The sequence below is a fragment of the Mycobacterium sp. 360MFTsu5.1 genome (genome assembly GCF_000383495.1).
Classification (GTDB): domain Bacteria; phylum Actinomycetota; class Actinomycetes; order Mycobacteriales; family Mycobacteriaceae; genus Mycobacterium; species Mycobacterium mucogenicum_B.
Map to the genome: position 1 here is coordinate 69,368 of NZ_KB911467.1, position 14,639 is coordinate 84,006.

Sequence of the window (14,639 nt, forward strand, 5' to 3'; positions counted from 1 at the left end):
CGCATGACCACGATTCACGCCTTCGGCGATGACGCGCTCGGTGACCACGACGCCGTCGGCCTGGCCCGGTTGGTACGCGACCGGCAGGTCAGCCCGGACGAACTGGCCGCCGCCGCCACCGCCCGTGCACAACTCGTCGACCCCGAACTCCGGGCGGTGGCGTGCGACCTGCCGCCCCGGCACGGCACCGATCCGGATGCCGAATTCTTCGGCGTACCAACCTTCATCAAGGACAACACCGACGTCGCCGGCCTGCCGACCACGCACGGCTCGGAGGCGTTCGCGGCCCGGCCCGCGAAGCGGGACGGCGCGTACGCGACACAGTTGCTCAGCACGGGCCTGACGCTGCTGGGCAAGACCCGGATGCCTGAATTCGGTTTCAACGCCACCACGGAGTACATGACCGAGCCGCCGGTCCGGAACCCCTGGAACACCGAATACTCCGTCGGCGCCTCGTCGGGCGGTTCGGCGGCCGTGGTCGCCGCGGGCGTCGTGCCCATCGCGCACGCCAACGACGGCGGCGGCTCCATCCGCATCCCCGCCGCCTGCGCGGGCCTGGTCGGGCTCAAGCCGAGCCGCGGCCGGCACCGCGACGGTGAGCAGGCCGGTCATCTACCGATCAACATGATCTCCGAGGGCGTCCTGACCCGCAGCGTCCGCGACACCGCCGCGTTCGTCGCCGCGTGCGAGAACCACTGGCGCAACCCGAAACTCGCACCCATCGGCCGGGTGAGCGGCCCGGCACAACGGACCCTCCGCGTCGGCGTGCTGTTCGACAGCGTCACCGGCGAGCCGGTCGACGACGCCACCCGCGCGGCCGTCGAAACCACCGCGGCGGTGCTGGAGGCGGCGGGTCACGTCGTCGAGCCGATCGCGCTGCCGGTCACCGCACAGTTCGCCGACGACTTCGTCCAATACTGGGCGCTGCTGGCCGATCTCGCGGTCGGCACCGGCCGGTTGATCCTCGACCGGTCGTTCGATGCCGCCAAGGCCGACGGCCTGAGCCTGGGGCTGCGTGCGCACCATCGCCGGAACCTGCACCGCACCCCGGGTGCGTTGTTGCGCCTGCGCCGTGTCGCCGACCAGTACGCGCAGATGTTCGCCCGGCACGAAGTCGTGCTGTCGCCGGTGCTTTCGCACACGACGCCCCGGCTCGGCTACATCGCACCGACCGTCGACTTCCCCGAACTCATCGACCGCCTGCGCCGGTACGTCGCCTACACGCCACTCAACAACATCGCGGGCACCCCGGCGATCTCGCTCCCGCTGCACCAGTCCCCCGACGGCTTACCGGTCGGCGTCCAGCTGTCCGGCGCCTACGGCGACGAGCGCACGCTGCTCGAACTGGCGTTCCTCTTGGAGGCCGAGCTTCCGTTCGCCCGGATTCAGGAAGTAGCGAGCGCGCGCCGCCCTGCATCACCGAGCGCATGCCGCGCATAGGCCCGCACGTCGGCGTCGCCGTCTTCCAGCGCGATACCGAGCGCGGTCCGCGCGGCCTCCTCTGATTCGGCCCACCGGGTCAGGCTCAGCACCGCGGCCTTGCGCACATCCAGGTGCGGGTCGTGCAGCGCCTGTGACAGTGGTTCGACGGCAACCTCCGGCGCCGCGCCCGACAGGGCCCGCACCGCACCCTGACGAATCTGCCACGCTGATTCCCGAAGGGCGCGTTGCACTTCCGGCACGTCCTGCTCGGCGCAGCCGACGGCGGCCAGCGCGGCGAGCGCCGCCGCCCGCACCAGCGGGTCACGGTCGGCCACCAGCTGACGTACGGTGTCGGCGCCCGACCGGAGCGTGGCCAGGCCGTTGCCGGCGGCGATCCGCACCTCGCGGTTGTCGTCGGCCGCCGCCGCGGCCACGCCGTCGACGTCATCGACGGAGACCAGGGCGCGCACGGCCTCGATCCGCACCCGGTGATCAGAATCCGTCACGGCGGCACGGTAATCGGGGGCCGCACCGACCCGGCGCGAGCTCAGGACGTACAGCGTCACGGCCCGCACCACCGGGTCGGCGGAGGTCAGGTACGGCGCAACCGCCGCCGGATCGGGCAACACCTCGACGAGTTCCCGCAAGGCGTCGGCGCTTTCGGCACGCACCGCGCCGTCTGCGTCACCGAGTGCGGCGACCAGTTCCGGCTGGTAGCCGTCCGGCAGGTTCTCCACCAGCACGGCGACAGCAGCGCGCCGGACTCCGGCGTCGGCGTCCTGCAGGTACTCGGCGAGGTCGGAGAACACCGGCTCTTCGAGAGCCACCACGGCAGCGATGCGCGGGGACGGCGGCGTCGCCGGTTCGGCTGGGCGCAGCCGCGAGCCCGCGGTCGCCGGTGCCTTGCCGCCGACCAGGTCCGGCTGGTGCACATGCTGCACGGTGTGGTCCGACGGCAGGTGGTCCAGGTCGGGCACCGGCACGAAATACGGTGCCACCGGCCGCTTCAGGAACTCCATCTCACCGTCGTCACCCTTGCGCAGGTTCAGGTGATAGCGCCACTGTTCGTCGTCGCGCTCGGGGATGTCGGCACGATCGTGGTACAGGCCCCAGCGTGATTCGGTTCGGGTGAGCGAGGACCGGGCCGCCATCTCGGCGCAGTCCCGGATGAACGACACCTCGACCGTGCGCATCAGCTCGTGCGGGGTGCGGGCACCCATCTGCTCGATCTCCTCGGCCATCCGCTCGAACGTGCGGACCGCGATCGACAGCTTGGTGGCCGTCTTGGGCGGGGCCACATAGTCATTCACGAAGCGGCGCAGCTTGTACTCGACCTGCGGCTGCGGCGGCCCGTCCGGATGCCGCAGCGGGCGGTAGATCAGCTCGTGCGCCTCGGCCAGCTGGTCTCGCGGAAGGTCCACGGGCGCTTCGACATCGGCGAGGGTGGACGCGGCGTGTTCGCCGGCCAGGTCGCCGTAGACGAACGCCCCGATCATGTAGTTGTGCGGGACACACGCCATGTCACCGGCGGCGTACAGCCCGGGCACGGTGGTGCGGGCGTGCTCGTCGACCCAGACGCCGGACGCCGAATGTCCACTGCACAAACCGATCTCGGAGATGTGCATCTCGATGTCGTGGGTGCGGTAGTCGTGGCCGCGGTTGGCGTGGAAGGTGCCTCGCGTCGGCCGCTCGGTGGTGTGCAGGATGTTCTCCATCGCGGTGATGGTCTCGTCCGGCAGGTGGGTGACCTTGAGGTAGATCGGGCCGCGAGCGGATTCGATCTCGCTCTTGACCTCGGCCATCATCTGGCCCGACCAGTAGTCCGAGTCGACGAACCGCTCCCCCAGCGCGTTCACCTGGTATCCGCCAAAAGGATTGGCGACGTAGGCGCAGGCCGGGCCGTTGTAGTCCTTGATCAACGGGTTCACCTGGAAACACTCGATGCCCGAGAGCTCGGCACCCGCGTGGTACGCCATCGAATAGCCGTCGCCGGCGTTGCACGGGTTCTCGTAGGTGCCGTACAGGTACCCCGAGGCCGGCAGGCCGAGGCGGCCACTGGCGCCGGTCGCCAGGATGACGGCCTTGGCCCCCACCGTGACGAATTCGCCGGTGCGCGTGTTGAAAGCGGCCGCACCCACGGCGCGCCCGTTCTCGGTCAGGACGCGTACCGGCATCAGCCGGTTCTCGATGCGCAGCTTCTCGCGGATGGACTTCTGCCGCATCACGCGGTACAGCGCCTTTTTGACGTCCTTGCCCTCGGGCATCGGCAGCACGTACGAGCCGGAGCGGTGCACGCGACGCACCGCGTACTCGCCGTGCTCGTCCTTCTCGAACTTCACGCCGTAGCGCTCGAGGCGCTGCACCATGGCGAAGCCGCGGGTCGCGGTCTGATAGATGGTGCGCTGGTTGACGATTCCGTCGTTGGCCCGGGTGATCTCGGCGACGTAGTCCTCCGGGGTGGCCTTGCCCGGGACGACGGCGTTGTTGACACCGTCCATGCCCATGGCAAGCGCGCCGGAGTGGCGGACGTGCGCCTTCTCCAGCAGCAGGACCTGGGCGCCGTTCTCGGCGGCCGTCAGGGCCGCCATGGTGCCGGCGGTGCCGCCACCGATCACCAGGACGTCACAGTCGAGGCGGACGGGATTGGCGAGGTCTGGAATCTCCAGCGTGCTCATTGGTGTAGTGCTCCAAGGATTTCGGCCCGCAGTTCGGTGCGGGAGATTTCGGCGTCGCGGGGACGGGGGACGTCCAGCAGCGCACGCAGCGGCTGGCCGGCGCGGCCGAGGACCGCCACCCGGTCGCCCAGGGCGAGGGCTTCGTCGACGTCGTGAGTGACGAACACGATGGTGGTCGGATGGGCCTGCCAGGTGTCGATCAGCAACCCCTGCATGGCATGTCGGGTCTTGGCGTCCAGGGCTCCGAACGGCTCGTCCATCAGGACGGCGCGCGGCGCACCGGCCAATCCGCGCGCCAGCTGGACCCGTTGGCGCATGCCGCCGGACAGGCTCTTCGGCAGGAAGTCGGCGAACCCGGTGAGGCCGACCTCGTCGATCCAGCGTTCGGCACGTTCCCGGCGCCCGGCGCGCGGCACGCCGCGCAGCTGCAGCGCCAGCTCGATGTTGGATCGCACGGTTCGCCACGGCAACAACGCGCTGTCCTGGAACACCATGCCGCGGTCCCGCGACGTGGTGGTCACCAGCTCGCCGTCCGCGAGCACCCGCCCGGCGTCGGGCTTCAACAGTCCGGCCAGCGCCCGCAGCACCGTCGACTTGCCGCAGCCCGACGGGCCGGTCAACACCAGGATCTCCCCCGGCTGCACGGTCAGGCTCAGCCCGTCCACCACCGGCTCTCCGGTGTAGGACAGCCGGATTCGGTCGAGTTCCAGACGCAGGCCGGAGGTGAGTACAGCGGTCATCGCGCGTTCTCCTCACCACGCGGCAGCCAGCGCGTCAGCCGCCGGCCGATCAGTTCCACCGCGGCCGACGTGCCGAAGCCCAGCGCGCCGATGGTGATGATGCCGACGAAGACGGCCGGGTAGTCCAGCACCGTGTAGGCCTGCCAGGTGCGGTAGCCGACGCCGAGCCGCCCGGAGATCATCTCCGCGGACACCACACAGATCCACGCCACACCCATGCCGACCGACAGGCCGCCGAACAGTCCTGGCAGGACACCCGGAAACACGACCTGCCGCAACACATCCCAGCGACTGCCGCCGAGCGTCCGCACCGAGTCCTCCCACAGCGTCGGCAGGGCCCGCACGGCGTGCCGGGTGCTGACCATGATCGGGAAGAACGCCGCCAGGAACGTGATGAACACGATGCCGGCTTCGTCGGTCGGGAACAGCAGGATGGCGACCGGCACCAGTGCGATGGCCGGGATCGGGCGCGCCAGCTCGGTCAGCGGCCCCACGATGTCGGCGAACAGCCGCGACCGGCCCAGCGCGATGCCGACGGCGGCACCGATCACCGCCGCCAGGCCGAAGCCGCTGACGATCCGGATCACCGACTGCGTCAGGTCCAGCCAGTACTGCGTGGCGCCGAGGCGCTCGACGAACTTCGCGGCGATCTGCGTCACCGTCGGCAGGTTGTCGAACCGCAGCCAGAACCGGACGTGGTTGGCAGTGAGCAACTGCCAGATACCCACGGCCGCAATGACCGACAGCGTCTTGACGAGGTAACTGCGCCACTTCGCGGATCCGCGCTGCCGCGGCAGGTCAGCCTCGACCGGCAACGCCGGCGCCGCCGACACCGCGGCGATCGCTGTCATGCCACACCCACCAGAGCCTGCTGGTAGGTCACCACCGACGAACCGGGATGGGCGGCCTGGTAGCGGCGGGCGCCTGCGTCGGTGTCGAAGGGCACGAAGTCGGTACCTTGCTGCACCCACACGGATTTGTCTGCCAGCCAACGGGTTCCGAGCTCGGCATCGGGCACGTAGGCGGCCCGGACCTTGGTGCCCTTGGCCTCCGCGGCGCGGATCGCCTTCAGCAGGCACGTCGGGTTGGCCGCCGGCTGCGTGGTGTCGGAACCGTCCAGCCACAGCTCACCGGCCAGCGCGGGGTTGTCGACGGGGACGTTGCACACCGGGTCGGTACCGTGCACCAGCGACGGATTCGCGGTGCGGGCGACCTCGGCGTTGTAGTCGCGGCCGCGCTCCGACAGCGCCTTGCGCAGCGGACCGTCCTCGACGAACTTGGCGACGTCCAGGTCCGCGAAGTCACCGATCGACTTCAGGTACGGCACATCACCTTTCAGCGCGTCCACGAGCGACGGCTTCAGCGTGGCGTCGAACCGGGTGCCGCCGGGGCCGTTGTACAGGTACACGACCTCCTGCGGCAGTCCGCTGCCCTGCGCGACGATCTTCGCCGCCTCCAGTGGCTTGGTGTTGAGGAAATCGGTGGCGTCGAGCTGTGCCTGCAGGAACGCGTCGAGCACCTCGGGATGTGCTGCGGCGTACGCCCGTCGCACGACGACGCCGTGCCACGTCGGGTAGTTCAGCTCGGCTCCGTCGTACAGCAGCCGGGCCTTGTTCTGGAAGACGAGCAGCCCCGGCCACGCGACGAACTGCGAAAGCGCCTTCACCTGACCGGATTCCAGCGCCGACGCGCCGATCTGCGGCTGCTGATTGAGCACCTCGACGCCGGTCTTCGGATCGATGCCGTTCTTCGACAGCGCCCGGACCAGGGTGCCGTGACCGGCCGAACCGACACTGGCGGAGACCTTCTGCCCGGCCAGCTCCTTGAGCGACTGGATCGGTGAATCCGGCGACACCACAACCATGTTCAGCGCTCCGGTCGGGCTCGACCCGGTGGCCGCCACCAGTTCGGTCTTGGCGCGTTCGTTGCTCTGGGTCTTCGATCCGTTGATCAGCAGCGGATAGTCACCCATCGAGCCGATGTCGATCTTCTCGGCGACCATCTGTGCGGTGATCGGCGCACCGGTGTCGTAGTCCTGCCATTCGACGTGGTACTTCTTGCCGGTCTTGGCGCCGATCTCGTCGAGGCGATGTTCCAGGTATCCCTGGGCGCGCAACAACGTTCCCGCGGTGACGGTGTTGATGGTCTTGGACTGGTAGCCGATCACGACGTTGACGGCGTTGTCGTCCTTTCCGGCCGAATCGACCGAGCAGCCGGTGGCGGCGAGGACGACGGTGGCGGCCAGGGCGGTAAAGCGTTTCATGGGGGTCCTTAGCGGATGAGGTAGGGCATGTTGACGGAGACGGCGCCGGTTGGGCAGCGCGCAGCACACGGACCGCAGTACCAGCACTCATCGACGTGCATGTACGCCTTGCCGTTGTCGGGGTTGATGGCCAGCGAGTCGAGCGGACAGACGTCGACGCACAGGGTGCAGCCCTCGATACACAGCGACTCGTCGATCGTGACCGGGACATCGACTCGTTGGTTGTTGACCAGCGTCATGATTCACTCCGTAACAGGTTGCCGCGCATGGTGATTCGGTCACCACGCAGTCGGATGTATTCGAGGTCGACGGGACGCCCGTCGTCGAGAGTCGTGAGCCGTTCGAGCATCAGGATCGCGCCGCCCGCCGGGATGTCCAGCGTGGCCGCAGTGTGCGGGTCAGCCGAAACCGCCTCCAGCGCAATGTCCGCCGAGCCCAGCCGCTGTTCGGTGACCTGCTCGATCAACGCGAACACGTCGTTGGTCTCCAGCGAGTGCTCGAGGACCGCGGCGCCGATGTCGGGCACCAGGTACGTCAGATCCAGACTCAGCGGCAGGTCACCCAGGTAGCGCAGCCGTTCGATGAACACGACGGGCTCACCGGGAGTCAGCTGCAGCCGGCGGGCGACGGCCGCCGGGGCGGGCAGGTGCGTGGCAGCGCGGACCTCGTTACGGACCTCGCCGAAGTCCTTGAACGTCTCCTTCAGCCCGACCAGAGCGTGCAGTCCGTGATCGTATTTGCGCTGCGCCACGTGGGTGCCGACGCGTGGTCCCCGGTCGATCAGCCCCTCGGCCTTGAGGATCGCCAGCGCCTCGCGCACGGTGTTGCGCGATACCGAGAACTCGGCGACCAGCTCGGCCTCACCGGGCAGGCCCGCCGCGTAGACCCCGTCGCGCACCTGATGGCGCAGCACATCGGCCACCTGGCGGGCGCGGTCGGCGCGCCGCCGCAGCGGGGTCGGATCGGTCGTGGGCATGCGGTTGACCGTAGGGACCTGCGGCGATCAGGTCTGCACCCCCGAATCGGGTGTCTCGACGGTACCCGCATTGCGCCGCCTTGCCCCAGGCTTGACCTGCGCAGATACCCATTTCAACCACCATTGCGCCACCTCGGAAACGCCAGATAGTTCGAATCTCGATGAATCGAACCGCGTCACGCCGTGGCCAAACCTTCGAGCTCCGCGAAAATCTGCCGTGGTGATTGAACTCAGCGACCGCTTGAGTCTGAGCCCCGAAGAAGTACCTGGCTTCAATCAGAACGTCCAACAGTGTCTTGTGATTGAAACCAAGGACCTCTCCGCGCACTCGACGGGCCGCATGCGCTGGGCATGCGACTAGCAAATCCCTTGCAGCAGTTGAGATTGCACTGACGCCGCGAGAGTTCGAGTAGCGGTCTGTGTAGACGCACAGTCAACACGTAGAACGCGGCCGCTAACTCCCCGCGGCCGACACCGTCACCGGAATCCCGTTGAGCGCGCCGTTGCCGGACGGCTCGTCGAGGAAGTCCGGCAGCGACAGGATGTTGGTGTTCACCCCGGGCGCCGCGTTGGCGATCCCCAGCCGGGTGCCGGGCTGTCCGTGCCCCCAGCCGTGCGGCATGGACACCACACCCGGCTTGATCGCGTCGGTCACCTCAACGGGGACGACGATCTTCCCTGCGCCCGAGGCGACTTCGGCGTTGTCGCCGTCCACGATGCCGCGCGCGGCGGCGTCGCGGCTGTGCATCAGCAGCGTGCAGCGGTCGCGGCCCTTCATCAGCGCGCCGACGTTGTGCAGCCAGGAGTTGTTGGACCGCAGATGCCGCCGGCTGACCAGCACGAGTTCGTCGGCCGGACGCTCCAGCCGTGCGGCGAGCCGGGGCAGGTCGTCGAGCAGGTACTGCGGCGCCACGCGGATCTTCTTGTCGGCGGTGCCCAGCACCTCGGGTACGCGCGGCACCATGGGCCCGTAGTTGATGCCGTCTGGATGGGCCTTGAGTTTCTCGAGCGTCAGCCCGTCGGGATTCTCGCCGTATCGGTCGCCGAACGCGGCGGTCCGCAGCGTCAGATCGAGCATGCGCTCGGGGCCACCGTGGTCGTACTTCTTGCGGATCTCGGCGCCGTCGAGACCCTGCGTGAAGCACAGGTAGTCGAACCAGCCGTCGTCGAGCGCGGCGACGTCGACGTCCTCGGCCGGGGTGCCGGTGCACAGTCCGGTGAGCCGGATCAGGATCTCCCACTCCTCCGGCGCGTCGGGGTCCTCGCGGTGGAACACCGGTGGCGAGTACCGGGCGAAGCTGTTGATCGCCGCGCCGAGCAGCAGGTCCGCGGAGTGCGCCTGTTCGAGGGCCGAGGGGCCGGGCAGGATGACGTCGGCGTGCCGGGTCGTCTCGTTGAGCCACAGGTCCACCGAGATCATCGCGTCCAGCTGCGGCAGCGCCTCGTCGAGTTTGTCGCCGCCCGGCGTCGACAGCACGGGGTTCCCCGCGACGGTGATGAGGGCCTTGAGCTGACCCTCGCCCGGGGTGGTGATCTCTTCGAGCATGCAGGAGACCGGGACCTGGCCCAGCACTTCCTTGGCGCCGCGGACCCGGGTCTGGTAGCGGCCGAAGTTGGGCGCTCCGTCCTCCAGCCCCGGAATGGTCTGGCTGGTGACGGTCCAGGCGGTCGGGGTGGCGAACATCGCGCCGCCGGGAACGTCGAAGTGGCCGGTGACGATGTTGACGACGTCGATCAGCCAGCTCGCGAGGCTGCCGAATTCCTGGTTGCAGGTGCCGATGCGGCCGTACACGACGGCGCGGGGCGTGCCGGCCAGTTCGCGGGCCAGTTCCCTGATGCGCTCCGCATCGATTCCTGTTGCGGCGCTGACCCTTTCGGGCGACCAGTCGGCGACGGCCCGGCACAGCTCGGCTATGCCGTCGAGGTGCTGCTCCAGTTGGCCGAGGTTCACCAGACCTTCGTCGAACACCGCGTGGATGACGCCCAGCAGAAGCGCCGCGTCGGTGCCGGGCGTGATGGGCAGCCACTCGTCGGCCTTGGCGGCGGTCTGGGTGCGCACCGGGTCGATCACGATGACCTTGCCGCGCTTACGGATTCCGCCGATGATGCCCATGATGTCGGGGGCGGCCAGCAGCGAGCCCTGCGACGCCGCGGGGTTGGCCCCCATCACCACGAGCAGGTCGGTGCGCTGCAGGTCCGGTGTCGGGAAGGCCCACCAGCTGCCGTACATCAGGTGCGACGACAGGTTCTTCGGCCACTGATCGATGGTGCCCGGCGAGTACGTGATGGGCATGCCGGACAGGCCGAGCAGGATCGCCGCGTACCGCGACAGCGAAAACGAATGCGCCAGTGGGTTTCCGGTGTACGCGGCGACGGCGCCGATGCCGTGCTTCGCGATGACGGGTGCCAGCAGCTCGGTGCAGCGGCGGAACGCGGTGTCCCAGTCGACCTCGTGCCACTGCCCGTCGACCTTGATCATCGGCCGGCGGATGCGGTCGGGGTCCTCGTGCAACGCGCCCAGGGAGGCGCCTTTCGGGCAGATGTGGCCCGCGCTCCACTCGTCGGCCTTGTTGGGCCGGATGCCGGCGACCTTGCCGTCCGAGACCTGAATCTCCAAGCCGCACATGGCCTCGCACAGGCAACAGGCGTGCAGGTGCAGTCCGTCTTCACCGACTTCGGCGATCACTCGTGGCTCGGTTCCCATCGACCCACCGTAACGCCGTTACAGGGTGTGGCAGAAGCCACAATTCCCGGTGGCCGGGAGACGGGATCGACGCGCGCTACAACGCGTGCGAAAGCTCCCGGCCGAACTGCAGCAGCCGCTGCATCTGGGCCAGGCCACCGTCGTCGACGGATTTGGTGTACCGGAACGACTCGCAGAAGAAATCGGTGTCGATGGCCGACTTCTGCCGGCTGCGGGTGATCAGCTGCGTGTACATCCGCAGCCGCACCTCCGCCAGGCGCCGCGTGCCGTCGCCCAGTACCTCGAACTGCGTGGTCAGGATGTGGTCGGTGATCGTGGACAGCAGGATGGTCCGCACCGAGGTGTCCAGAGTCCGGCGCAGGTGCTCGTCCTCGCCATTGGCGTCGTCGTCGGCGCGCCACATGATCAGCCGCTCACCGTCGGTGAGGACGACCTCCTGCCACACGGCGTCGCCCCAGGACTCCTCGGACGCGCCGCGCGACATGATGAAGGACTTGATGGACCGGAAGTCGACCACCGACCGCAGCTGCTCAAGCGCCAGCTCCGGATCGCGCAGATAGACCTTCGCCGCGTCCTCGACACTCGAGTACGGCGCCCAGTCCTGCGGTTCGTCCACCGCTACTCGCCCCGGACCGCCGCCGCAGCCGCCCGGATCTGCGGCGTCACCAGCATCACCTGGCCGAGGACGCCGTTGACGAAGCCGGGCGATTCATCGGTGGACAGCGACTTCGCCAGCTCGACCGCCTCGTCGACGGCGACCGGCTCCGGCACGTCCGTCGCATGCAGCAACTCCCACACCGCGACGCGCAGGATCGCGCGGTCCACGGCGGGCAGCCGCTCCAGCGTCCAGCCCTGCAGGTGCGCCGAGATCAGGTCGTCGATGTGCGCCGCGTGCTCGGTGACGCCGTTTGCGACGGTCACCGTGTACGGGTTCAGCGCCGACACCTCGGGGTCGCTGTCGGCGAGGGTATTGCGCAGCTTCGCGCCCTCGGCCGCGGTGATCCCGCGGGCCTCGGCCTCGAACAGCAGGTCGACGGCGCGCTTGCGCGCCTGGTGCCGGCCCTTGTCAGAGCGACGGTCAGGCATTGACCCGACTGATGTAGCTGCTGTCGCGGGTGTCCACCTTGAGCTTGTCCCCGACGTTGATGAACAGCGGCACCTGGATCTCGGCGCCGGTCTCCAGGGTGGCCGGCTTGGTGCCGGCGTTCGAGCGGTCGCCCTGCAGGCCCGGCTCGGTGTGCGAGACGACGACCTCGATGCTGACGGGCAGCTCCAGGTAGAGCGGGGCGCCGTTGTGGAACGCGATCTGCACCTGCAGGTTCTCCAGCAGGAAGCCGGCGGCGTCGCCGACGAGGGCCTCGGACAGCGGGTGCTGCTCGAAGTCCTCGGCGTCCATGAAGACGAAGTCCGCGCCGTCGCGGTACAGGTAGGTGGCGTCACGACGGTCGACGGTCGCGGTCTCCACCTTCACACCGGCGTTGAAGGTCTTGTCGACGACCTTGCCCGACAGCACGTTCTTGAGCTTCGTGCGCACGAAGGCCGGGCCCTTGCCGGGCTTGACGTGCTGGAACTCGGTGATCTGCCACAGCTGGCCCTCGATGTTGAGGACAAGACCATTCTTGAAGTCGGCGGTAGATGCCACGGTCGGTACTGCTCCTAGCTCTCTGTCATCAGAGGATGGCCAGTTCCTTGGGGAACCGGGTAAGCAACTCAGGTGTGTGTGTCGTATCGCCGCTGACGACGAGCGTGTCCTCGATCCGGACACCGCCCCGGCCGGGCAGGTAGACACCGGGCTCCACGGTTACCACGGAGCCAGCAAGCAGTGTACCGGCGGCGGCGGAGTTGATTCCCGGCGCTTCGTGAATCTGCAGACCGACCCCGTGCCCGAGCCCGTGGGAGAACTGCTCGCCGTACCCGGCATCGGCGATGACCTGCCGCGACGCCCGGTCGACGGCCGCCAGCGTCGTGCCCGGCACCAGCGCTTCCCGACCGGCTCGCTGCGACGTCGCGACCAGGTCGTAGATGTCACGCTGCCACTGCGCCACCGGCGACAGGACGAAGGTGCGGGTCATGTCGGAGTGGTAACCCTCGACGAGCGCGCCGAAGTCGATCTTGACGAAGTCACCGACCGCCAGCACAGCGTCGGTGGGCCGGTGGTGCGGTATCGCCGAGTTGGCACCGGTCGCGACGATGGTCTCGAACGACGGGCCGTCGGCGCCGTGGTCCAGCATCCGCGCCTCCAGTTCGCGGCCGACCTCCTTCTCGGTGCGGCCGGCCCGCAGCCCGCCCGATTCGATGAGGTCTTTGAGCGCGGCGTCGGCGGCCTCGCAGGCCAGCCGCAGGATCGCGATCTCGCCGGCGTCCTTGACCTCACGCAGCGTCTCGACCATGCCGGGCGCCCGGACCAGTTCGAGGTTCCCGCTGACCCGCTGCAGCGCCGCGTGGGCGTCGACGGTCATGACATGGCTCTCGAAGCCCAGCCGCTTGACTCCGGCGGCTTCCGCGGCGCGCACCAGCTGGGGAGCACACGCCCGCTCGATGAGGATCTGCGCGTCGGGCGCCTGCTGCGCGGCCTGCGTCCGGTACCGCCCGTCGGTGGCCAGGACGGGAGTGTCCCCTTCAGTGGGAATGAGCAGGGCCGCGTTGGACCCGGTGAACCCGGACAGATAACGCACGTTGACCAGGTCGGTTACCAGGATCGCATCCAGCTCGGCGGCCGCCAGCTGGCGACGCAGAATGTGGCGCCGGTGGGAAATTGTCACGATATGTGACGCTACTCGCTACGCTGTCTGCTCATGAGTAAGTGGTTGCTGCGCGGAATCGTCTTTGCGGCGTTGATGGTGATCGTCCGATTGCTGCAGGGCGCGATGATCGGTGCCTGGGAAAAACAGTCGCTGATCATCAGTGTCACGCTCGTCGTGCTGTACATCCTCGCCGCCTTTGCCTGGGGCGTTCTCGACGGCCAGAGCGATGCGAAGGCGCAGCCCGACCCCGACCGCCGCGAGGACCTGGCGATGGCCTGGCTGGTCGGCGGTCTGTTTGCCGGCATCGTCAGCGGCTTCTTCGCATGGCTGATCGGCCAGTTCTACGACAACATCTATGTCGACGCCCTGGCCGCCGAGGTCACCACGTTCGCCGCGTTCACCGCGCTGATCGTCTTCGTGGGCGGCGTCTGCGGCGTGTCACTCGGCCGGTACCTCGTCGACCGCAAGGCCCCGCCGCCGCCGAGGCACGACCACGCCGGTGAGAGCGAGCGCGCCGACACCGACGTCTTCGCCGCGGTCGCCGTCGCCGTCCCCGTCGAAGGTTCCGAGGGCAACACCGAGGTCATTGAGACCAGGCCCAAGACCAACCCCGAGTCCTGAGCAGCCACGCAAAAAAGATCGCGGCCCCGTCATCAGACGGGCCGCGATCTTTTTTGCCGAAAAGTTGTAAGACTTCCGCGGCGTAACTGCTCCTACCTGTGAGAGCGGCTCAACCGGAGCCGCAAATCCCAAACAGGAGCACATCATGAACCGCACGAAGTTCGTCACCGCCGCAGCTGCCCTGGCGATGATCTGCCTCGGATCAGGAACCGCGCAGGCCGCGTCGTCGATCGATACGACAAGCGACGCCGCGGGCGTCACCGTCCACATCAACTCGACCGGGAGCGAAGGCCTGTGCTTCTACTCCGCGGAGCCGTGGTTCGGCTGGAAGTCGGTCAAGCCCCTGCCGGTGTACAAGGTCCCGTTCCAGCTGCAGGCAAACCAGAGCCACAATCTGTGGTTCCCGGGCATCCAGACCGGCACGACGTGGAAAGCCAAGGTCGAATGCCCTGTCGGCGGCACCGACTATTTCAACCCCGTCTACTGAGCGCAGC

Annotated in this window: 14 protein-coding genes; 3 read left to right on the forward strand and 11 right to left on the reverse strand. The window is 68.5% G+C overall.

Annotated features, from left to right (window positions below; genetic code table 11):
• Positions 1-3 precede the first annotated feature (3 nt).
• Positions 4-1,440, forward strand: coding sequence for an amidase (locus H289_RS30575; protein ID WP_020101656.1), 1,437 nt, complete (start codon positions 4-6; stop codon positions 1,438-1,440).
• Here H289_RS30575 and H289_RS0115200 read toward each other — a convergent pair.
• The 11 genes from H289_RS0115200 to H289_RS0115250 all read right to left on the reverse strand — a co-directional run bounded on the left by H289_RS0115200 (position 1,386) and on the right by H289_RS0115250 (position 13,542).
• The gene (locus H289_RS0115200) at positions 1,386-4,097 is read right to left on the reverse strand and encodes a fumarate reductase/succinate dehydrogenase flavoprotein subunit (RefSeq protein WP_020101657.1); all 2,712 of its coding nucleotides are present in this window, start codon (positions 4,095-4,097) and stop codon (positions 1,386-1,388) included. The two genes, H289_RS30575 and H289_RS0115200, sit on opposite strands and share 55 nt — an antisense overlap.
• The gene (locus H289_RS0115205; RefSeq protein ID WP_020101658.1) at positions 4,094-4,837 is read right to left on the reverse strand and encodes an ABC transporter ATP-binding protein; all 744 of its coding nucleotides are present in this window, start codon (positions 4,835-4,837) and stop codon (positions 4,094-4,096) included. Before H289_RS0115205 ends, H289_RS0115200 begins: the two co-directional genes overlap by 4 nt.
• Positions 4,834-5,688: an ABC transporter permease gene (locus H289_RS0115210; protein WP_020101659.1), complete on the reverse strand. Its 855-nt coding sequence runs from the start codon at positions 5,686-5,688 to the stop codon at positions 4,834-4,836. The genes H289_RS0115205 and H289_RS0115210 overlap by 4 nt, the downstream gene beginning before the upstream one ends.
• Complete coding sequence (locus H289_RS0115215) at positions 5,685-7,100, reverse strand: ABC transporter substrate-binding protein (protein WP_020101660.1); 1,416 nt, start codon at positions 7,098-7,100, stop codon at positions 5,685-5,687. The genes H289_RS0115210 and H289_RS0115215 overlap by 4 nt, the downstream gene beginning before the upstream one ends.
• A gap of 8 nt (positions 7,101-7,108) precedes the next feature.
• The gene (locus H289_RS0115220; RefSeq protein ID WP_020101661.1) at positions 7,109-7,339 is read right to left on the reverse strand and encodes a 4Fe-4S dicluster domain-containing protein; all 231 of its coding nucleotides are present in this window, start codon (positions 7,337-7,339) and stop codon (positions 7,109-7,111) included.
• Positions 7,336-8,076, reverse strand: a complete 741-nt coding sequence (locus H289_RS0115225; RefSeq protein ID WP_020101662.1) for a GntR family transcriptional regulator — start codon at positions 8,074-8,076, stop codon at positions 7,336-7,338. Before H289_RS0115225 ends, H289_RS0115220 begins: the two co-directional genes overlap by 4 nt.
• Positions 8,077-8,530: 454 nt before the next feature.
• Positions 8,531-10,780 (reverse strand): molybdopterin-dependent oxidoreductase, encoded by a 2,250-nt coding sequence (locus H289_RS0115230; protein WP_029105272.1) that lies wholly within the window; start codon positions 10,778-10,780, stop codon positions 8,531-8,533.
• Between the two features lie 76 nt (positions 10,781-10,856).
• Positions 10,857-11,396, reverse strand: a complete 540-nt coding sequence (locus tag H289_RS0115235; protein WP_020101664.1) for a hypothetical protein — start codon at positions 11,394-11,396, stop codon at positions 10,857-10,859.
• Between the two features lie 2 nt (positions 11,397-11,398).
• Complete coding sequence (gene nusB, locus H289_RS0115240; protein ID WP_020101665.1) at positions 11,399-11,866, reverse strand: transcription antitermination factor NusB; 468 nt, start codon at positions 11,864-11,866, stop codon at positions 11,399-11,401.
• Positions 11,859-12,422 carry an elongation factor P gene (gene efp / locus H289_RS0115245; RefSeq protein ID WP_020101666.1) on the reverse strand — a complete coding sequence of 188 codons (564 nt, stop codon included), beginning with the start codon at positions 12,420-12,422 and terminating at the stop codon, positions 11,859-11,861. Before efp ends, nusB begins: the two co-directional genes overlap by 8 nt.
• Positions 12,423-12,450: 28 nt before the next feature.
• On the reverse strand, positions 12,451-13,542 hold the full coding sequence (locus tag H289_RS0115250; RefSeq protein WP_020101667.1) for a M24 family metallopeptidase: 1,092 nt from the start codon (positions 13,540-13,542) through the stop codon (positions 12,451-12,453).
• Positions 13,543-13,575: 33 nt separating this feature from the next.
• Here H289_RS0115250 and H289_RS0115255 point away from each other — a divergent pair, with 33 nt between their 5' ends.
• Both H289_RS0115255 and H289_RS0115260 read left to right on the forward strand, forming a co-directional pair.
• Positions 13,576-14,145 carry a B-4DMT family transporter gene (locus H289_RS0115255; protein ID WP_020101668.1) on the forward strand — a complete coding sequence of 190 codons (570 nt, stop codon included), beginning with the start codon at positions 13,576-13,578 and terminating at the stop codon, positions 14,143-14,145.
• Between the two features lie 145 nt (positions 14,146-14,290).
• Positions 14,291-14,632 (forward strand): hypothetical protein, encoded by a 342-nt coding sequence (locus H289_RS0115260; protein ID WP_020101669.1) that lies wholly within the window; start codon positions 14,291-14,293, stop codon positions 14,630-14,632.
• Positions 14,633-14,639: the final 7 nt, after the last annotated feature.